The organism is Franconibacter pulveris (assembly GCF_056780215.1).
The window spans coordinates 2,298,196-2,317,990 of the sequence record NZ_CM165555.1 but is presented as its reverse complement, the minus strand read 5'-3'; the positions used below and the strand labels follow the sequence as shown (position 1 = coordinate 2,317,990).

At 59.5% G+C, this 19,795-nt stretch carries 16 protein-coding genes; 3 read left to right on the top strand and 13 right to left on the bottom strand.

What is annotated here, in order from left to right; genetic code table 11:
• Nucleotides 1-14: 14 nt before the first annotated feature.
• The 10 genes from ACU4F7_RS11005 to sad form a co-directional block, all read right to left on the bottom strand.
• Nucleotides 15-2,000 carry an autotransporter outer membrane beta-barrel domain-containing protein gene (locus tag ACU4F7_RS11005; protein WP_481638664.1) on the bottom strand — a complete coding sequence of 662 codons (1,986 nt, stop codon included), beginning with the start codon at nt 1,998-2,000 and terminating at the stop codon, nt 15-17.
• Nucleotides 2,001-2,361: 361 nt separating this feature from the next.
• Nucleotides 2,362-3,813, bottom strand: a complete 1,452-nt coding sequence (locus ACU4F7_RS11000; RefSeq protein ID WP_481638663.1) for a tagaturonate reductase — start codon at nt 3,811-3,813, stop codon at nt 2,362-2,364.
• 120 nt (nt 3,814-3,933) lie between these two features.
• A complete protein-coding gene (locus ACU4F7_RS10995) occupies nt 3,934-4,461 on the bottom strand; it encodes a GNAT family N-acetyltransferase (protein WP_029592974.1) in 528 nt (175 codons plus the stop codon).
• Nucleotides 4,462-4,571: 110 nt separating this feature from the next.
• On the bottom strand, nt 4,572-5,537 hold the full coding sequence (locus tag ACU4F7_RS10990) for a GGDEF domain-containing protein (RefSeq protein ID WP_481638662.1): 966 nt from the start codon (nt 5,535-5,537) through the stop codon (nt 4,572-4,574).
• Nucleotides 5,538-5,609: 72 nt separating this feature from the next.
• Nucleotides 5,610-6,602: a diguanylate cyclase gene (locus ACU4F7_RS10985; protein WP_481638661.1), complete on the bottom strand. Its 993-nt coding sequence runs from the start codon at nt 6,600-6,602 to the stop codon at nt 5,610-5,612.
• 217 nt (nt 6,603-6,819) lie between these two features.
• Entirely contained in the window at nt 6,820-8,256 is a 1,437-nt protein-coding gene (locus ACU4F7_RS10980; protein ID WP_481638660.1) for a GGDEF domain-containing protein, read from the bottom strand.
• A gap of 105 nt (nt 8,257-8,361) precedes the next feature.
• Nucleotides 8,362-8,724 (bottom strand): DUF4186 domain-containing protein, encoded by a 363-nt coding sequence (locus ACU4F7_RS10975; RefSeq protein WP_481638659.1) that lies wholly within the window; start codon nt 8,722-8,724, stop codon nt 8,362-8,364.
• A gap of 102 nt (nt 8,725-8,826) precedes the next feature.
• Nucleotides 8,827-9,744 (bottom strand): glutaminase B, encoded by a 918-nt coding sequence (gene glsB / locus ACU4F7_RS10970; protein WP_373289682.1) that lies wholly within the window; start codon nt 9,742-9,744, stop codon nt 8,827-8,829.
• Nucleotides 9,745-9,800: 56 nt separating this feature from the next.
• Entirely contained in the window at nt 9,801-11,390 is a 1,590-nt protein-coding gene (locus tag ACU4F7_RS10965) for a methyl-accepting chemotaxis protein (protein WP_481638658.1), read from the bottom strand.
• Nucleotides 11,391-12,616: 1,226 nt separating this feature from the next.
• Nucleotides 12,617-14,005, bottom strand: a complete 1,389-nt coding sequence (sad, locus tag ACU4F7_RS10960; RefSeq protein ID WP_029592941.1) for a succinate-semialdehyde dehydrogenase — start codon at nt 14,003-14,005, stop codon at nt 12,617-12,619.
• Nucleotides 14,006-14,107: 102 nt separating this feature from the next.
• Here sad and ptrR point away from each other — a divergent pair, with 102 nt between their 5' ends.
• Nucleotides 14,108-14,968, top strand: a complete 861-nt coding sequence (gene ptrR / locus ACU4F7_RS10955; protein ID WP_029592940.1) for a putrescine utilization regulator PtrR — start codon at nt 14,108-14,110, stop codon at nt 14,966-14,968.
• Here ptrR and ACU4F7_RS10950 read toward each other — a convergent pair.
• Nucleotides 14,940-15,413, bottom strand: a complete 474-nt coding sequence (locus ACU4F7_RS10950) for a GNAT family N-acetyltransferase (RefSeq protein WP_481638657.1) — start codon at nt 15,411-15,413, stop codon at nt 14,940-14,942. The genes ptrR and ACU4F7_RS10950 overlap by 29 nt on opposite strands.
• A gap of 168 nt (nt 15,414-15,581) precedes the next feature.
• On the opposite strand from ACU4F7_RS10950, the gene ACU4F7_RS10945 reads away from it, so the two are divergent.
• Nucleotides 15,582-16,526 carry an L-lactate dehydrogenase gene (locus tag ACU4F7_RS10945; RefSeq protein ID WP_029592938.1) on the top strand — a complete coding sequence of 315 codons (945 nt, stop codon included), beginning with the start codon at nt 15,582-15,584 and terminating at the stop codon, nt 16,524-16,526.
• 33 nt (nt 16,527-16,559) lie between these two features.
• Here the strand turns inward: ACU4F7_RS10945 and ACU4F7_RS10940 are convergent, their stop codons facing one another.
• On the bottom strand, nt 16,560-17,351 hold the full coding sequence (locus ACU4F7_RS10940) for a PhzF family phenazine biosynthesis protein (protein WP_481638656.1): 792 nt from the start codon (nt 17,349-17,351) through the stop codon (nt 16,560-16,562).
• Between the two features lie 226 nt (nt 17,352-17,577).
• Between ACU4F7_RS10940 and ACU4F7_RS10935 the strand changes: the two genes are divergently transcribed.
• On the top strand, nt 17,578-18,804 hold the full coding sequence (locus ACU4F7_RS10935; protein WP_481638655.1) for a sugar transporter: 1,227 nt from the start codon (nt 17,578-17,580) through the stop codon (nt 18,802-18,804).
• Nucleotides 18,805-19,055: 251 nt separating this feature from the next.
• On the opposite strand, the gene ACU4F7_RS10930 is transcribed toward ACU4F7_RS10935, so the two are convergent.
• On the bottom strand, nt 19,056-19,721 hold the full coding sequence (locus ACU4F7_RS10930) for a MarC family NAAT transporter (RefSeq protein ID WP_029592935.1): 666 nt from the start codon (nt 19,719-19,721) through the stop codon (nt 19,056-19,058).
• Nucleotides 19,722-19,795 lie beyond the last annotated feature (74 nt).

Below are 19,795 nucleotides of genomic sequence, written 5' to 3'. Positions count from 1 at the left end.
CCAGCCCTTTTTTATTAAAACGAGGCGCTAATACCGAGGTTATAGCGCGTCTGCTCGCCGCTGCTTAAGCCGCCCGTTTGCGACACCGCGGCGAATGCGGAGACTTGTTCGCTCAGCGGCAGGCTGGCGCCAATCGTGGTATCCACCCAGTTGGTATCCTCTTTCGCGCCGTCGCGGCTAAAGGTCAGCGAGGTATTTTTCAGTCCGCCCTGACCCACCCAGACATCATCACCAAACTGGTGGCGATAATTCACCTCGGCCCAGGGCTTCACCACGCCGAAGCGGCCATCGATGCGCCAGCCTGCGCTGCCAATCTGCGAATGATAATTCTGATCGCGATAGCGCATCGCCGTGCTGTCGTCGCCCTGCTCGCGATAACCATCGACATGGCTGTAGTCCCAGGCGTATTGCAGCGTCGGCCCGGTGGTTATTTCGGGCGTCACGGGAATGTTGAATCCGGCCGTCAGGCGCGCGCCCCAGAGGGTCGCGCTGGTGTCGCCCTTCTCAGTGCGCGTCAGCGGGCCAAGCTCAACCTGGCGCTGGATGTCATTATAATCCGCCGTTAAGTAATGCACGTCGGCGCTAAGCCAGGCGGGACCGTACTCCAGCGCGCTGAACAGCCCCACCTGGAAGGCGTCGGCATCGTACTGGAAATTGTCAGTCGGATAGTGCTTATCAAGCGAACCGGCAATCAGGCCGCCAACCAGCCAGTTCTCTGTCAGCTGATAATCAACGCCAATAGTCAGGTTATTGGTATTGGCGCGCCCATCCCCGCCGGAGGCGTTATCTGAATATTCCCGGTATTGGCCGCTGTAGCCGCCAAACACCCCAACGTTGCCCACTTCTTTTGGCCCATTGCGCAGCTGGTTGTAACGGCTGTCGAGCGTGGCCCGGCTGTCCTGCACGGCGGCCAGCGTCCCTTTGTTTAAGGTGGAAACCTGCGCGGGCGCCGCAATAATCGACTGAATATAGTCGGCGATTAACGCATGGACCGCTGGCGAGGGGTGAAGGTGATCGGCAAACAGCCACGCCTGGCTTGCATTGAAGCCGGGACTTTGTGACGTGCAGTCCGCGGCGGAAAGCCCGGGCGGACACGCCATTCCTGCGGTATTGGTAATGCCGAACGGCGCCGGGTTGGCGAGGATCTCCTTAAAAATACCGTTAATATCCGCCCGGACGATATTGCCTCCCTGCTGCGCCAGCGACTGCTCCTCGGTCATGTTGTACAGCGTCGTTAACTGCGAAACCTGGGCGGCCAGCGTGTCATAGGCTGTAACCAGCTGAGCGCCAATCGCCTGCTGAATCGCCGGGATGGGGCTGGCGGCGGAAGCGGCGGCGTACAGCGCCTGGTGAATGGCCTGCTGGCGCGCCGCGAGACCCGGCGTCTGCACGCTGTTGAGCGACGCATACGCCGCCTGCAATGCGCTGACGGCTACAGGCGCAAGCCCTAACACAATAACCGACTCCATCATGGTGGGCGTCGCGCTGACATCCGGCACCGTCGGGACAACAACCGTCCCGGCGCCAGCGTTAAGCAGCGTTCGCACCTGCCCCGCCGCCGCCTGGGCGCTGTTGGTGACAATAGCCGTCGCCTGCAACGGATTGATCGCGGCGATGCCCAAATCGTTTCCGCCTACCCAGTGAATATAAAGACCGCTGCCCTGCGCCACGCCGTTGACCCGAGCGAGATAGCTCTGCACCTGTTCCTGCGTATTCGCCTGCGGGTTTATCTCGGGTATCGCCATCGCGCTGCCGGCGGCGTAATTAAACCCTCCGGTGCTGGAAGGCGCGAGCGTCAGGCCATAATCGCGGGCCAGGATTTCATCGTAAATTGCGTTTTGCGCGCTGTCCCAGGTATAGCGACCGTTGTTGCCGGTATCGCTGAGGCTGTCGCCAAAGACATAAAGGCTGCTGAATTCCGCCGCCTGCGCGCCACAGGCGCACACAATGCCCAGCGCAAAGCCAACCTGACGTGAAAGACGAGAAAGCTTATAAGACATGTAGAGCTCCTGATGGCGAGTTTTTTATTGTCGCGCTTTCAGTGTAGAAAACTTCAGCAAGAGCAAAAGAGTTTGGTTCCGCTTATGCGAGGTAGACCGTATGTCGCCCCTTGTGGTATCGGCTCGAAATGTGAAGCGAATAATAGCGAGACGGCCTGGAGCGATGGCGCGAGCGCGTCGCTAACCTGCGCCAGGGACGATTACCCTCGCGAGGCTCCGCCATTTTCGTCCTGTATGGCAATGATTAAACTGACGCCGAGTTATCGTAATAATTCAGCATAAAATGTATGTTGTAACTAAAGGAGGATAATAACCATAAAAAACCCGGCGCAAGGCCGGGCCTGGTGATAACACTGCGCCATTAGCAGAGCGGTTTAACCGCCTCGCGCATCCCTTTTTCGAGAATAGCGGTTAAATCCGCGGTGACCTGCTCGACCAGACCGCTGACCTGGGTCAGGTCCTGCTCCCAGTGTTCAGCGTCAGCCAGTACGGTCTCAACCAGTTCACGTACGCTGATTTGCTGGTCGCGCTGCTTCGCCCATAACTGCTGATAACGCTCAAGCCAGTGCGCGTCATCCTGCAGCGGGTAATTTTCGCCGTTGCGCTCGCCACGATAGAAAGCAATCAGCGACGCCAGCGCGAAAGTCAGGCGCGCTGGCAGCTTGCCGCGGGCCTCCTGCCCTGCCAGCAGCTGCGGCAAAATGCGGGTGCGGAACTTGGTCATGCCGTTAAGGGCGATAGAGAGCAGTTGGTGTTTGATGTAAGGGTTGCGAAAGCGGCTTACCACTGCGCTTGCGAAGGACTCCAGCTCGTCGCGCGGCAAATCCAGCACCGGGATTATCTCCTCATGGATTGCTTTTTCTACGAAAGCGCAAACCTGCGCGTCATCCATCGCCTCGCCCACGGTATTCAGGCCCGCCTGGAAGGCGACCGGCACCAGAGCCGTATGCGCGCCGTTCAGAATGGCCACTTTACGCGCTTTGTAAGGTTTGATGTCATCGACGATAAGCACATTCAGCGCCAGCTTATCGAGACGTAACTCCTGCGCCAGCCACTGCGGCCCCTGAATCACAAACAGATAGAAATGCTCGGCGGTGTCCAGGAAAGCGTCATGGTAGCCGAGCTTTGCTTCCAGCTCCGCCACTTCGTCACGCGGATAACCGGTAACGATGCGGTCAACCAGCGTTGAGCAGAAGGTGTTGGCGCTGTTGAGCCATGCAACAAACGCCTGCGGCAGCGCCCATTCCTGCGCGTAACGCAAAACCAGCTCACGCAGCGCGTCGCCGTTGTAGTCAATCAGCTCGCAGGGGATCAGTACCCAGCCTTTATCCTGCGCGCCGTTAAAATGGGTATAGCGTTCAAACAGCAGGCGAGTCAGCTTCGCCGGGTAGCTTACCGCCGGCGCGTCCTCAAACTTATCCCCGGCGTGGAAGCTAATGCCCGCTTCAGTGGTGTTGGAGAAAACAAAGCGGATATCCGGGTTATGCGCCAGCTTCAGGAACTCATCGTATTGCGCGTAAACGCTGATTTCACGGTTAACTGAACGGATTAGCCGCGCGTCGCTCACCGCTTCCCCTTTTTCATTCAGGCCACGAATGATAGTGGTGTACAGCCCGTCCTGGGTGCTGAGCGATGGCGGGAACATACTGTCGATGGGGCGAACCACAACCACGCCGGCGTTAAGGTCCGTATGTTCATTGAGCAGATCGATCTGCCAGTCGACAAAAGCACGCAGGAAGTTTCCTTCACCAAACTGGATAATGCGATCGGGAAAGCTGGCCCCGGGAAAATCACGACGATTCAATGTGTTCACAATAAGTTCCTTGGTGGATTTTTATCAGACAACCTGTTTTCGCACTGCCTGTTCACCGTAGCAGAAACTTTTTTTATGAAACCCCGTTTTGATCAATTTGGGCCGATTTATTAAAAAATTTTATAGTTGCTTAAAAAAGTATGTAGTCGCGCAATAACTGCCGTCCGGATTCAGCGCGTAACGGGGGATTTCCCCTACTCGCTGCCATTCATGGCGTAGATAAAAACGCTCAGCGTCGCTGCCCGTCGCGGTATCCAGAACCAGCACGTTTTTGCCGCGTTTGCGCGCCTCGGTTTCCAGTAACCCCATTAGCTCGCGGGCCGCGCCGCCGCGCCGCGCTTGCCGGTGCACCAGTAGCTTCGCCACGTCTGCGCGGTGCGGCTGATTGTCCGGCTGCGCGGTAATAAGCTGAACGGTGCCGACAATCCGCCCCGCGTCGTTTTCAGCAACGAAAACGATACGCTCTTCCCGCGCCGCGCTTTGCGCCACGCCATGCCAGAAATCCCGCGCGTCGTCATGCGAAAACGGCAGCATAAAGCTGACCGACGCGCCGCCCTGCACGCAATCCACCAGCACCTCCGCCAGTTCATCAATGCGGCTGGCGAGCGAGGCTGCGCTCAGGAGAGAAACTCGAAAGGGAAACGTCATCTGATCTTTCCTTAAGTCGTTATATGACAGAAGGAAATATCATGAATGTAACAAAGAAATAACACAACGCGGCGGGTCAGAGGAAAAACTGATGACCCGCCGCTGAATAATCAATGCCCTTTGGGAGGCTTAATGGCGTATGTTCGCTTATCCGCGTGCGCAATAAGCTGCGCCAGCGACCCGCGTTCTTCGTCATACTGGGCGACGCCCCAGGAGACAGCCAGTATCCAGCCCTTCTGGCGACGGCTGTTGAACTGCTCCACCAGCTCCGCCAGATACTGCATCGCTATCCACGCGCCCTTCTCATCGGTATCGCCAAACAGGATGGCAAACTCGTTATGATCGAGCCGCGCGAGCAGATCGCTGCCGCGAAATGCACCCTTCAGCATGCTGGTGAGATCGCGCAGCGCACGCTCTCCCTCTTCTACGCCGAGGCTCTCGGTGATTTGCGGGAAATTATCCAGCGTAATAAAACCAAGCGTCATCGATTCGCCGCGGCGGCGATGGGCAGAAAGCGCATAATCCGCCAGCGCATGGAAGCCGCGGGTATTCAGCAGGCCCGTCAGTTCATCGTGAGTCGCCGTATTAAGCAGCGCAAACTCATCTTCCACAATGGCGGCGAAATCGCCCAGCAGCGTCAGCTGTTCGTCGGTAAAGTCGCGCGGCTCGGTATCCATCAGGCAAAACGCCCCCGCCTGAGACCCATCGGGCAGCTTCACCGGGTAACCGACGTAAAAGCGGATGTGCGGCGCATTCACCACCAGCGGAAGGGTCTGAAACCGCGTATCGTCATGGGTATCGCGGATAATCAGCGGCGCTTCCTGTAATAAGGTATGGGTGCAAAAAGAGGTTGCGCGAGGCATCTCCCTTTGCGAGGCGTCCAGCCCGTCGCAGGATTTGAGCCAGAGCCGGTTTTCATCCACCAGGCTCAGTTGCGCGACCGGAACGTCAAAAAGGTGTTTAGCAAGGCGCGTCAGACGATCAAAACGCTCGGCGGGGCCGGTATCCAGCAAGCCAGACGCTTTCAGCGAGGCGAGGCGCTCGGTTTCATTGGGCGGGGTTTCGACTATTTTCATCACACTACCTGTATGGCAAGTCACAATTAGAGCATAGCGTAACGGAGTCCAGTTGGTAGCCCCGCCGCGCCGTCAACACGCAAAGATCCGGTTTTTCCCCTCTCGTTTTGCATTATAGAGCGCGTCATCAGCCGCTTTCAGCCAGTCCGTTACCGAGGCCATCTGGGCGGTGGCGCAGGCGATGCCGATACTGAGCGTACAGTTCAGCGCGTTATCCGGAAAAACGCGCACCTGGGCCGCCCGATCCATAATCGTCCGGGCGATGGCGCTGGCCTCCTCGGCGGAGGTATTGGGCAGCAACACCACAAACTCGTCGCCGCCAAGCCGCGCGGGCGTGCCGTTATCGCGCGTGACGTAACGCAGGATATCGGAAACCGCCACCAGCAGCGTATCGCCCGCCTTATGGCCGAAGCGATCGTTTGCCTCTTTAAAATTATCGATATCAATAAACATCAGCGCGGATTTATGACAGCTATCAGTGAGCTTACTCAGCTCATTGTGAATACGCAGCTCCAGCAGTCTGCGGTTAGCGATATCGAGAAAAGGATCGGTCATGGCGATGCGTTCAAGCTCGCGGGTTTTGCGGCTAAGCTGACGAGATATGGCGTTGGTCAGCAAGCTCAACGCCAGAATATAGATAGCGATAAGCGGCAGCGTGGCGTAAAGGGTCGTGACGCTCACTTGCGGGCGAAACGGCATTCCCTGGGCAAGCCAGGTCACGAGAAACGCCGCCGTCATGGCCAGCAGCGCTTTACGCATTAGCTTTATGCCGCCAGCGGAAAGGCGGTCGCATACCAGAATGGTGGCGATAACCACGCTTGGCAACGAACAGAGCGCAATGGTGGCTATCCAGAACCCGCCTGCGGCGGCATCCAGCACCAGATGCCGATGCTCTCGCTTCTTTGGGGTAACGGCGCGGCGGGCGCGAAGAAAAGCGACCGTCGGCCAGACAAAGGCGTTGGCGCTAAGCAACAACAGCCACACCGGCGAGCGCTGCTGTTCAAGCAAAACAGAGAGGATAGGCGAAAAGCAAAGCAAGGTGCCCAACATGCGCATTAAATACATACGCCTGGCAAACCTGAGGCCAGTCAGAGGTTGGCTACTTTTCAGCTGCTCAGGTAAGCGTCTCATTCAGAATTTCCGGTGATAAAACCCCGCCATCTTATAAACCACTAAAATGAGTAGCAAGGGATTTAATCAGCCTTTTTAATGAATAGCTTGCTTTATGAAAACAACGCGCTAAAACCCCCTGGAATTGGTAGTGAAAACGCGCGCGACAATCTCACCTGTCGGCCCGAATAGCCTCTCCTGATTGCTCCGCTTCGCCATACGCCCGGCAGGAGGTGCGGTTACGTCCGGCGCGTTTGGACTGGTAGAGAAAGCTATCCGCTTCACGCATCAGCGTATCGAAGGTCTCCCGCATCGCCGTTACCGGCGCCTCGTCAAACCCCATCCCGATACTGACCGTAAGATGTAGCTGCTGCCCCTGCCAGTGAAACGGCTCAGCGGCGAGCGTGGTGCGCAGCATTTCGGCAAAGCGCAGCCCCTCGCTAAAAGCGATGCCGGAGCGGATCACCACAAACTCTTCGCCGCCCATTCTCGCCGCCATGCCATTCATGCCCACTAGCGCCCGCAACCGTTCGCCAAAATTGGCCAGCGCCGCGTCGCCGCACTCGTGGCCGTAGTTGTCATTAATGCTTTTGAAATAGTCGATATCAATGAGCAGAACGCAAAGCGGGGACGGCGCGCGCGGCCCCTGGCTTAGCGCCTCATAAAGCCCGGAGCGGGAATAGACGCCGGTGAGATGATCGTAATCTGCTCTGCGCGAGACCTGTTGCATCACCGCATTCAGCGCCGCGACGCTTGCGCCCACGATGAGCGGACATATCGCAAGCGTGGCGATGCCAAGGCGTGTGGAAAACATCTGGTTTGTGCCGAGCGGCGAGACAACATTCATATCAATAACGCCATAGGCCACCAGCACAATTTCCATCGCCCCGGTGCAAAAGGTAATAAAAGCGCTGGTTGAGAATGAATAGCGCAGGGCGCACCAGATAAGCCCAATCAGCGGAAAGGCAAGGCTTCCCGCCCCGCCTACCAGCACCGAAACGCCCAGCGCGACAATCACCGCCAGCAGGGGCCAGAGATCGTCTTTCGCCGGCCAATGGCGGACGCGCGGCCAGCTAAGCGTTAAAACCCAGGGCACCAGCAGTACGCCCGTTGAGAACTGTTCGCTGAACCAGTCGGCGTAAAGCGGCATAAGCTGCCTTTTATCGATGCCGACCGAACCGACCGCGCCGCACAGCGCGCAAAGCAGCGCGGCTATCAGGCAGTAGCCAAAAAGCCGCAGCGCGAACATCGCCTGGGGCAACGGCGGCCGACGCGATTTATCGCGCAGCACCAGCATCGCCACGGTGACGATAAAAATCAGGTTCGACAGGTTAATGACCAGCGACGCCACTCCCCAGGTCGTGGTCACCGCGTCCCAGGCGAGCATCGCCACATAGCAGATAGCGTAATAGAGCGGTTTGTTGAGAAAGGCGTGTCGGGCAAAGACGCCCGCCATTATCCCGTTCAGCGGCCAGAACAGCGACAGCTCGTCCACCAGCCGCAGGGAGGCGCCGAACGTATAAAAAATCGTGGTAAGAATAAAAACGCCCAGCGCATTGGAGAGCGTCTTATCTTCGCGGAAACAGAACAGCGTTGCCGGGTTAGCCATAACGATTCGCTTAAAACTGACATTACCTGCGGCAATGTTCGGCGTGACAAAAAGTGTCCTCAGCTTAACACGAATTTATCCGGTGTTCATAAATGGACATTTCACTTAACGCGGCGGATTCATCTCCGCCACCAGCCAGCGATGAATGACCGCAACCACATAAGCCTGCTGCTCTGCAGTAAGCGCAACGCCTGCGGGAATCGCGTGCCATTTAGCAAGGCACCCCCGACAGCAGGTGGCCGTGGCGTGCTGGGCGATAAAGACCGGGTGGCCGCGCATCGGCGTCTGTTTGCCGTCATTCTTCGGCTCGGCAGGCGCCAGCCTTCTGGCGATAAAATCCGCCGCATGGCTGTCTATCGTCTCCGGCCCCTTATCCAGGCAATACTGCCGCTCCTTAGGCCCCAGATGAAAGCGGCTGCGGAACGTGGAGCGTTTAAGCCGGGCTAAAAGGTCATCGGTAGGTTGCATACGTCTTACCTGTGTTGATGGTTTACAGCGTTGCGGACTGTCTCTGGCTTCTGGCGGGCGACGCTGGCCCGCCCTGCTGCGACGCTGCAAAGCGTAAAACGACTAATAAACCGAGCGGCCAATCTTCTGCGCCAGAATCTCCAGCGCCGCCACGCCCGCAAGCGAATTGCCGGCATTATCCAGCGCCGGGCTCCAGACGGCTATCGACATCTCGTGCGGCACCACCGCCACAATACCGCCGCCCACCCCCGACTTCCCGGGCATCCCCACCCGCCAGGCAAACTCGCCGGCGTTTTCATACATGCCGCTGGTCGCCATCAGGGCATTGACCTGCCGCGTTTGCAAGGGAGAAATCACCGGTTCCGCCAGATGCGGCGCGCGCCCTTGCCGCGCCAGAAACAGAAACGTCTTCGCCAGCTCCGCGCAGCTCATTTTCAGCGCGCAGTAATGAAAGTAGTTTTGCAGAACGGTGGTGACATCGTTATGGAAGTTGCCAAAAGATTTCATCAGCCAGGCGATAGCGGCATTGCGGGCGGCGTGCTCGAATTCAGATCGCGCTACGCGAGTATCGTAGCTGATATCCTCCACCCCGGAGAGCTGGCGCACCCACTCCAGCATGCGCTGCCTCGGCGCGCTCAGGCGGGTTTGCAGCATATCGCAAATCACCAGGGCGCCAGCGTTGATGAAGGGGTTGCGCGGTTTCCCCTGCTCAAGCTCAAGCTGCACCAGCGAGTTAAAGGGTTGCCCGGAGGGATCTTTGCCCACGCGCTGCCAGATCTCCGCCTCGTCATAGCGGCCCATCGCCAGCACCAGGCTTAAGACTTTAGAGACAGACTGGATGGAGAAGCGTTCATGGGCGTCCCCTGCGGCGAAGCAATCCCCGTCCACCGTACATACCGCAATGCCAAGCTTATCGCCTGCGACTTCAGCCAGCGCGGGAATATAGTCCGCCACCTTTCCCAGGCGCGCCAGCGGCCGCACCTCGTCGAGAATGGAACTCAGCAAAGCATCATCAAGCATTAACGCCACAACAGACTCCCGGAGCGTAAGGAAAACCGGTCCGGGAGTATACGCCGTCAGGCTGGCAGGCGAAAGCGCGCCACCGCGTCGGTGAGCCGCTGCGATTCCTTACTGAGCCGCAGTGAAGCGCGGGCGGTTTGCTGGACCAGCGCGCCGGTCTGTTCCGCCACCTGGTTGAGCGCGCCGATGCGGCGCGTCACCAGATGAATGCTCTCCCCCTGGCTGACCGTAGCGTGAGAGATTTCGCTGAGCAGCCCCGTGAGATGGCTCACCAGCGCCATTACCTGCCGCAGGTTCTCTTCCAGCCGCGCCACCGCCTGCGACCCCTCCTCAATGCCGGAAAGCGAATGGTGAATCAGCTGCTGAATGGTATGCGTGGACTGGCTGCTCTTGCGCGCCAGCAGCCCCACCTCTTTCGCCACCACCGCAAAGCCGCGCCCGTGGTTGCCCGCATGCGCCGCTTCAATGGCGGCGTTAAGCGCGAGTATGTTTGTCTGGAAGGCAACGCTATCGATAAGCGCCACGATGCCGCGCATTTCCGCTGATCGGGAGACAATATCCTGCATCGAGTGATTTACGGTCTGCATCATCTGGTCGCCGCCTGCGGCTATCTCCCGCGCCTCGTCGGCTCGCTGGTTGGCCGCTTTGGCGTATTCGCTGTTTTCGCCTACGTGCGCTTCCAGGGTTTCGATATGCGAGGTGACTTTACGCAGCTCATTCGCCTGCAAATCAGACTGGCTTGAGAGCTGTTCGTTGCCCTGCGCCAGACGGTTGATATTGGCGACCATCGCGCCGGTGGCGTCGCGCACCTCATTGACTAACTGCTGTAACCCGCTCTGCATCGCCCCGATGCTGCGGGTCAGCTCATCCACCTCCCGATTCACCTGCCTTTGCGGCTCCGGCGTAACGGAAAGATCCCCGGCGGCGAGCACATTAATATGGTTGATAAGCCGACGCAGCGGCGTAATGACCCAGCGCGCTACGCCGCGCCAGACCGCGACGGCGATAATCAGCAGCACCGCCAGCGCGCCGATAAACAGCGTTTGCGCGCGGGAAAGCCCCGCCATCAGCGCCCGGCTGTCGGCATCGGCGCGCTGCTGGTTGCCCTTCTGCCAGCTGGCGAAATTATCATTGAACTCCGCCTGAAAGGCCTGCACCGGCACCGCGAAGAAGGCGTCGATGCTGTTGGTTTTCACAAGCCCATCCGCCTGCTCTTTCAGCGCGCCGTAAAAGTTCTGGTAGCTGCCTTTCAGCGGGTCGTTTTTATCCGCAGAAAGCGAGCTGTAGCGCTCAAACGCCTGGTGCGAACGTTTCAGCGCCGCCTGGGCCTCATCCATCAAGCTGTTCCAGCTTCCCACCGAGCCGGTTTCCTTATCCTGCATAAAATAGATGCCTGCGCGGTTAAGCAGGTCGCTCGCCATCAGCAGCGTCACGCGCGCTTCGTCCATATTGAGCTGCCGCTGTTGCTGTTGCTCGCGGCTTTGCACGCTGTGCTGGGTGTCGCGCAGCAGAGAGGAGAGCATCACGGTGGAGAGAATTTGCAGTGCGGAGAAAAGCGCGATAACGCAAAGGATGCCCGCCAGCAGGCCAAACTGCTTTTGCAGCAGGCGCCGACGCAAAGCGGAATAAATTTTACTTAGGTTCATGTTTTTCTTCAGTAAACAGCCTCAACCGGGGCGAGTCTACAAAGCACGGATGACAGAAATATGGCGGGAATATGACAAAGGGGAATGAACGGCGCGGCCGTAATGCGGGTCTGCGGCGACAGGACGCTATCCCCCCCTCGCCCCGCTGGGTTGGGGTGAGAGGCGCGGGCGCTGAGCCTTACTCTCTCGGGATATATTCGATGGGCAGTGAAAGGTTACGTTCGCCGGAGCGAGGGTTTTATCTGTGTCCTCCCTTCACGCGAACGTGCCAGGGGCTCAAAGCCAGCCCATAGGTTCCCCCCCCTCGCCCCGCTGGGTTGGGATGAGAGGCGCGGGCGCTGAGCCTTACTCTCTTGGGATATATTCAATGGGCAGTGAAAAGTTACGTTCGCCGGAGTGTTGTTTCCATATGTCATCTCCTCTCACGCGAACGTGTTAAGGGGGCTCGCCGCCGCCCCCTTAACAATCCCGGCTCCCGGCACGCAAAATCGACCCCTTCGGGGCAGACCTTCCGGTCTGTCATCTGGCTTCGGGTCGGCAGGACGGCACATCCCTGTGCCGACCCGCCTCTGGCCGTTCCCGACGGCCAGCCCCGGCCATCTGCCCGCCCGGAAGGCGATTTTGAGGCCGGATAAATGTCATCGCTGACAGGTTGATTAAAACAGTCGTGGTGGTGTCGCAGTAAGGCAGGACACGTTTTGGTGGTTCGCAGTGTAAGCAAGCGCCGCGCCGCTCTCCGGTTTTCTCCCTCCCCCTCGGGGAGAGGGCCGGGGTGAGGGGAAATGACGGCGCGGCCGTACCCCGGCCGTTAAAGCGAAGCATCTCCTGTAACCAAAATAAAAATCCCGCAGCGGAGGGTTTGAATCCGGCCTCAAAATCGCCTCAACTTTTTCACGGTGGCCGGGGCGCACCGGTCGGACCCGGTGCGAGGGCATGTCGGCACAGGGACGTGCCGTCATGCCCGACCCGAAGCCAGCGGGGAAAAGATGAGGTTTCCCGCTCTAGCGGGCGATTTTGCGAGCCGGGAGCCGGGGTCGCCAGGGGGCTGGCGGCGAAGCCCCCTGGCACGTTCGCGTGAGGGGAGATGACATATAAAGACAACGCTCTGGCGAACGTAACCGTTCACTGCCCGTGCATACATCCTTAACCGCCCATGCATATACCCTAAGAGAGTAAGGCTCAGCGCCCGCGCCTAACTCCCCTCAGGAACGAAGAAAACCGCTCCCCTAGCGACGATCCTTCCACACCGTCTGCACATTACAAAACTCGTGCAAACCGAAGTGCGAAAGCTCGCGGCCAAAACCGCTCTTCTTCACGCCGCCGAAGGCCACGCGGGCGTCGCTGGCGCTGTAGCCATTAATAAACACCCCGCCGCACTCAAGCCTTGCCGCCAGCGCCTGCGCGTTGGCTTCATCCGCGGTGTAAATCGTGGCGGAAAGCCCGAAATCGCTGTCGTTAGCCAACGCCAGCGCATGCTCTGCATCGCGCGCGATGGTGATAGCCGCTACCGGGCCAAACATTTCCTGACGGAAGGCCGTCATCTCCGGCGTGACGTTCGCGAGCACGGTCGGCGCGTAGTAGTTGCCCGCGCCAGCCACTTTTTCGCCGCCGAGCAGCAGCGTGGCGCCCTCTTTCAGCGTTGCCTGCACCTGGCTATCCAGCTCGTCGCGCAAATCGAAGCGCGCCATCGGGCCAAGATAGGTCTTCTCATCCGTTGGATTGCCCATCGCCAGCGCCTGCGCGGCCGCGACAAATTTTTCCGTGAAGGCGTCGGCAATGCCCGCTTCAACAATGAACCGCTTGGCCGCAGCGCACACCTGTCCGGTGTTCTGGTAACGCCCCGCCACGGCGGCTTTCACCGCCTCATCCAGATCGGCATCGTTGAGCACGATAAACGGGTCGGAGCCGCCCAGTTCCAGCACGCATTTTTTCAGCGACGCGCCCGCCTGCGCGCCAATCGCCGCACCGGCGCGTACGCTGCCCGTTACCGTCACCGCCGCAATGCGGCTGTCTTTAATAACCGCGCTGACGCCTTCGTTAGTTGCGTTCACATAGTCGAACACGCCATCCGGCAGACCGGCGTCTTCGAAAATCTCGCCAATCAACGCCGCGCAGCCCATCACGTTCGGCGCGTGCTTCAGCAGATAGGTGTTGCCCGCGAGAATAATCGGCACCGCGCCGCGCATAACCTGCCACAGCGGGAAGTTCCACGGCATCACCGCCAGCACCGGGCCGAGCGGCCGGTATTCAATTACCGCGTTGTTGTTCTCAACCAGGGTCGGCTCGGTGGTCAGCATCGCCGGGCCGTGCTCAGCGTACCAGTCGCAAAGGCCTGCGGATTTCGCCACTTCGCCGCGCGCCTGGGCGATGGGTTTGCCCATCTCGGCGGTGATCATCTGCGCCATCTCTTCAGCGCGAGCCCGCAGCGCGGCGCCAAGGTCCCGCAGCTTTTGCGCACGGTGTTCCACGCTCACGGTGCGCCAGTAGCGCCCGGCGTCCGCCACGCGGGCGATGGCGTGCTCAACATGTTCGGCAGTGGCGAACGGATAAGCCGCCAGGGTTTCGCCGGTCGCCGGGTTAACAGAAATCGCATGGGTTGCAGGTGAAATGGTCATAGGAACCTCGTTTTTATCATCAGTGTGGTTATATCCTGACCACTTCCGTTATTTCTGAAAAGTGAATAATATTGACGACTCCTTTCACTAAACGAGAATACCATGGACCTGACGCAACTTGAGATGTTCAATGCGGTCGCCGAAACGGGCAGCATTACCGCCGCCGCGCAGCGGGTGCATCGCGTGCCCTCTAACCTCACCACCCGCATTCGCCAGCTGGAAGAAGATTTGGGCGTCGAGCTGTTTATCCGCGAGAACCAGCGCCTGCGCCTTGCGCCTGCCGGGCACAGTTTTCTCGCCTACAGCAAACGCATTCTCGAGCTGGTGGCGGAAGCGCGCGAAGTAGTGTCGGGCGATGAGCCGCAGGGCATTTTCTCACTGGGGTCGCTTGAGAGCACCGCCGCGGTGCGTATTCCCGACGTGCTGGCGATGTTTAACCAGCGCTACCCGAAGATCCAGTTCGACCTTGCCACCGGCCCCTCCGGCACCATGATTGACGGCGTGCTGGAAGGCACCCTGAGCGCCGCGTTTGTCGATGGCCCGGTGGCGCACCCGAGCCTCGAAGGGATGCCGGTCTACCGGGAAGAGATGATGATTGTCGCCCACGCCGGGCATGAGGAAATCCGCCGCGCGCAGCAGGTAAACGGCGCGAGCATTTACGCGTTTCGCGCTAACTGCTCCTATCGCCGCCATTTCGAAAGCTGGTTCCAGGCGGACCACGCCATGCCGGGCAAAATTCATGAGATGGAGTCTTACCACGGCATGCTCGCCTGCGTGATTGCCGGCGCGGGTCTGGCGATGATGCCTAAACGGATGCTTGAAAGCATGCCAGGCAGCCACCAGGTGCAGGCGTGGCCGCTTGGCGAAAAGTGGCGCTGGATCAACACCTGGCTTATCTGGCGGCGCGGCGCGAAAACCCGCCAGCTGGAGGCGTTTACTGAGCTGCTGCCGCGCTGCGAGTGAGCGCTTTGCGCATAAACAGGCTCAGGGGGTCGGGCTGATAAGGCGCGAACGCCTCGGTAAGCTCATAGCCGCAGCGGCGATAGAGCGTAATAGCGGCGGGCTGCTTGATGCCCGTTTCCAGACGCAGCGTATGGCAGCCCTGAGCGGCGGCGGCCTGCTCAAGGGACGCCAGCAGCCTTTCGCCCAGCCGCTGCCCGCGATGGCGAGGATCGATATAAACCCGCTTAATCTCGCCGAACCCTTCGCCAGAGACTAACACCGCGCCGCAGCCCACCGCTTCGTCCTGCGGTCCGCGGATGAGCTTGAAGATAAGCCCCTGCGCGTCGCTAAGGTCGGTCAGATGGTTGCTTTCCGCCGGGTAAAGCTCGGTCTGCCAGGCGTCCAGGGCGGCGATAAGCGCCTGGCTTTCAGACTGGGTCACTTTTGCAGGAATAATGCGGTACATACGATCACCTTTCTAGTTTTTTCAGCAGATTACGAACCCTTCCCTCTTTGCAGCAAGCCCTGGACCATAGCGTTTTCTTATCTTTGCCTTAAAGGCGCAATCAGCGTTTTTCCCGCGCCGACGTTAAGGGTAATCTTGCCGGTAATCCCCCTTCAATCAGGAAGCATCATGAACACAAAACCCCGTAAGGTGATGATTATCGGCGCCGGCAATGTCGGCACCGCCGCGGCCTGGGCCTTGCTCAACCAGACAATTTGCGAGGAGCTTATCCTGGTGGACCTGGATAAAGAACGTGTTGAAGGTCATCGCCAGGACTTAAGCGATGCCGCAGCCTACATGCCGGGCATGATAACCGTCTCCACCCGCGAAGCGAGCGACTGCGAGGATGTGGATATTGCGGTGCTCACCGTCTCCGGCGGCCCGCTGAAGCCGGGCCAGACGCGCCTGGACGAGCTGACCAACACGGCGCGCATTATTAAAAACATCGTGCCGACGATGATGGCGAACGGCTTTAACGGCATCTTTCTCATCGCCACCAATCCCTGCGACATTATTACCTGGCAGGTCTGGAAGCTCTCCGGGCTGCCGCGCGGCCAGGTGCTGGGCACCGGCGTCTGGCTCGACACCACCCGCCTGCGCCGCACCCTTGCCGAGGCGCTGGATATCGGCCCGCAGTCCATCGACGCCTTTATCCTGGGCGAGCATGGCGACACGCAGTTCCCGGTCTGGAGCCACTCTTCTGTTTATGGTTCGCCGATAGCCGATGTCTACCAGCGCAAAACCGGCAAGGCGCTGGATAAAGCGGCGCTTGCGGATTATGTGCGCCGCAAGGGCTTTGAGATTTACGCCCGCAAAGGCTGCACCGAGTTCGGCATCGCCGGCACCATTGCGGAAATCTGCCGCAATATCTTTACCGGCAGCCACCGGGCGCTGGCGGTCTCTTGCGTGTTGCAGGGGGAGTATGGCGTGGATGAGGTGGCGACGGGTGTGCCCGCCGTGCTGGCGCAAAGCGGCGTGCAGCAGATCATTGAACTGAAGCTCGCGCCGGACGAAGAAGAGAAGTTTCGCCATTCAGTGGAGGTCATTAAGGCGAATATCGCCCGCCTGCCGTAAGAAAACGCCCCGCCGGGTTGCGGGGCGGTTTTATTAGCGCAGCATCACCTTGCCGATAAGATAGGTCGCCGCCTGGCCGCCAATCAGCACGCGGTCGCCATTCCACTGGCAGCGCAGCTCGCCGCCCCGCGCAGAGACCTGCTTCGCGAGCATTGTGGTTTTGCCAAGCTTGTCGCCCCAGTACGGAATAAGCATGCTGTGAGCGGAGCCGGTCACCGGGTCTTCCGCCACCGCCTCTCCCGGGCAGAAGAAACGGCTGACGAAATCGTACTGTTCGCCAGGCGCGGTGACGCAGACCATTTTTTCAAGCGGCAGCATGGCGTGAATATCCGGGCGCAGGTTACGCACCTGCGCCTCATCTTTCAGCACCACCAGATAGTCGCGCCCCAGACGCACTTCTTCATACTCGTTAATGCCGAGACACTCAAGCAGCAACGGCGGCGGCGCGGCGACGGGCTTTGTCTCCCAGGCGGGAAAGTCGAGCGTCAGCCATTCGCCATTGCGCGTCACTCTCAGCTCGCCGACAAAGCGCGTGGAAAAACGAATTTCGGTGTGCGGGTAGTCAAGGTATTCAAAAATAACGTGCGCGGCGGCAAGCGTGGCATGGCCGCACAGGTTAATTTCATACTGCGTGGTAAACCAGCGCAGCTCAAAGCCGCTGTCGGTCCGCACAAAAAACGCGGTTTCCGACTGGTTATGCTGTTTCGCCATCGCCAGCAGCGTGGCGTCCGGCAACCATTCCACCAGCGGGCATACCGCCGCCGCGTTGCCGCCGAAGGTTTTCTGGCTGAACGCATCCACCATATAAAAGTCGATAGCCTGCATCGTCGTCTCCTGTTGTTATTCTGTTTGCCCTCTGAACATGACATGCCGCAACAGGCGAGGCAAAAAATTCTTTTAGCCGGGCATTTTGCTGTGAAGCTCCGTCCCGCGCCGCTTCGTCTGCGGTAAAAAATTGCGATCTATATCACAAAAATATTGTACTGCCCGCCGTGAAGGTTTTAAGATCGCCCTCTCTTCTTTGTTAACTTCAACCAGCGCGATATTTCCTATGACGATGAACAACACCGTTTCACGCAAAACCGCGTGGCTGCGCGTGGTTACGCTCGCTGTCGCGGCTTTTATTTTCAACACCACCGAATTTGTGCCGGTCGGTCTGCTTTCAGACATCGCGCACAGCTTCGGCATGGAATCCGCCCAGGCGGGCATCATGTTGACCATCTATGCGTGGGTGGTGGCGCTGATGTCGCTGCCATTTATGCTGCTGACAAGCCAGGTTGAGCGTCGCAAGCTGCTGATTGCGCTGTTTGCGGTCTTTGTCGCAAGCCACCTGCTGTCGTTCCTCGCCTGGAACTTCACGGTGCTGGTGATAAGCCGCGTCGGCATCGCCTTCGCGCACGCTATTTTCTGGTCGATAACCGCGTCGCTCGCTATCCGCCTGGCGCCGCCGGGCAAACGCGCCCAGGCGCTGAGCCTGATAGCCACCGGCACGGCGCTCGCCTCGGTGCTCGGGCTGCCTATCGGGCGCATCATCGGGCAGTACTTTGGCTGGCGCACTACCTTCTTCGCCATCGGCCTTGGCGCCCTCGTCACCATGGTCTGCCTGATGAAGCTGTTGCCGAAGATGCCGAGCGAACATTCCGGCTCGCTGAAAAGCCTGCCGGTGCTGTTCCGCCGCCCGGCGCTGCTGTGCATCTATGTGCTGACGGCGGTGGTGGTGACGGCGCATTTCACCGCCTACAGCTACATTGAGCCGTTTGTGCAGAACATTGCCGGCCTGAGCGAAAACTTCGCCACCTTCCTGCTGCTGGTGCTCGGCAGCGCGGGGATTATCGGCAGCCTGATCTTCAGCAAGCTCGGCAACCTGCATGCCTCCACGCTTATCAGCAGCGCCATCGGCGTGCTGGTTATCTGCCTGCTGTTGCTGCTGCCTGCGGCCACCAGCGCGGTGAACCTGACGGTGCTGAGCGTCTTCTGGGGCATCGCCATTATGCTGATAGGCCTTGGCATGCAGGTGAAAGTGCTGGCGCTGGCGCCGGACGCCACCGACGTGGCGATGGCGCTCTTCTCCGGCATCTTTAACATCGGCATTGGCGCAGGCGCGCTGGTGGGCAACCAGGTGAGCCTGCATCTCTCGATGTCTTCCGTGGGCTATATCGGCGCCATCCCGGCGCTGGCCGCGCTGGCCTGGGCCGTGGTGATTTTCCGCCGCTGGCCGGTGGTGCTTGAAGAACAGCCTCCGCACAGCCACAGCGCGAGCGAATCAGCCCGCGTTTAAGGGCTCGTTTATCACGCCCTCCTGCCAGCGGAACCACGGGTTCCCTGTCGGGCGGGCGTGAATTTCCCTCCCTCGCGCGGTATCCCCCACGCGTGACACGCCCGCCACTTGCCGGGCGCGGCGCGCCGTAGCAGGTAACGCGGCAGGTGGGATGGGTAAAGCATTTATCCAGGTTATCGCCAATCCAGCGGCGCGCTCCGCTGCTGACACCCCGCGAGAAAAGCCAGGATTAGGCTTCGCATCCTTGCTCCTTAATGATACGTGGAGATAAGCTCCAGCACGCCGTTAATGATGAACTGCACGCCCATGCAGACCAGCAGAAACCCCATCAGCCTTGAGATAGCCTCGATGCCGCCCTTGCCCACCAGCCGCATCACGCCGCCGGAGCTGCGCAGGCAGATCCACAAAATGAGGCTCACCACGAGGAAAATCAGCGGCGGCGCGACGCTAATCACCCAGGCGGGAAACCCTTCGCCGTGGCGCACGGTGGAGGCGGAGCTGATTATCATGGCGATGGTGCCAGGGCCTGCGGTGCTCGGCATCGCCAGCGGCACAAACGCGATGCTCGCTTCAGGCTCCCGCGCCAGCTCTTCCGATTTGCTCTGCACTTCCGGCGCGTGGTGCCCTTTCTGCGGCGGAAAGAGCATGCGAAAGCCGATAAACGCCACAATCAACCCGCCGGCGATACGCAGCCCCGGAATGGAAATGCCGAACGTGTCCATGACCAGCTGGCCGGCATACCATGCAACCATCATTATGATGAATACATAGACCGAGGCCATCTTCGCTTCACGGTTGCGCTCTTCACGGCTCATGTTGCCTGCAAGCCCAAGGAAAAGCGCGACCGTCGTCAGCGGGTTCGCCAGCGGCAGAAGCACCACCAGCCCAAGCCCGAGCGCCTTAAATAAATCCACCATGGTTACTCTCCTCTTCTTTTTGTGCGGTGTCGTCAGCAGGCGAAGCCACCGCAGGCAGCGCCCCGGTTTCACCC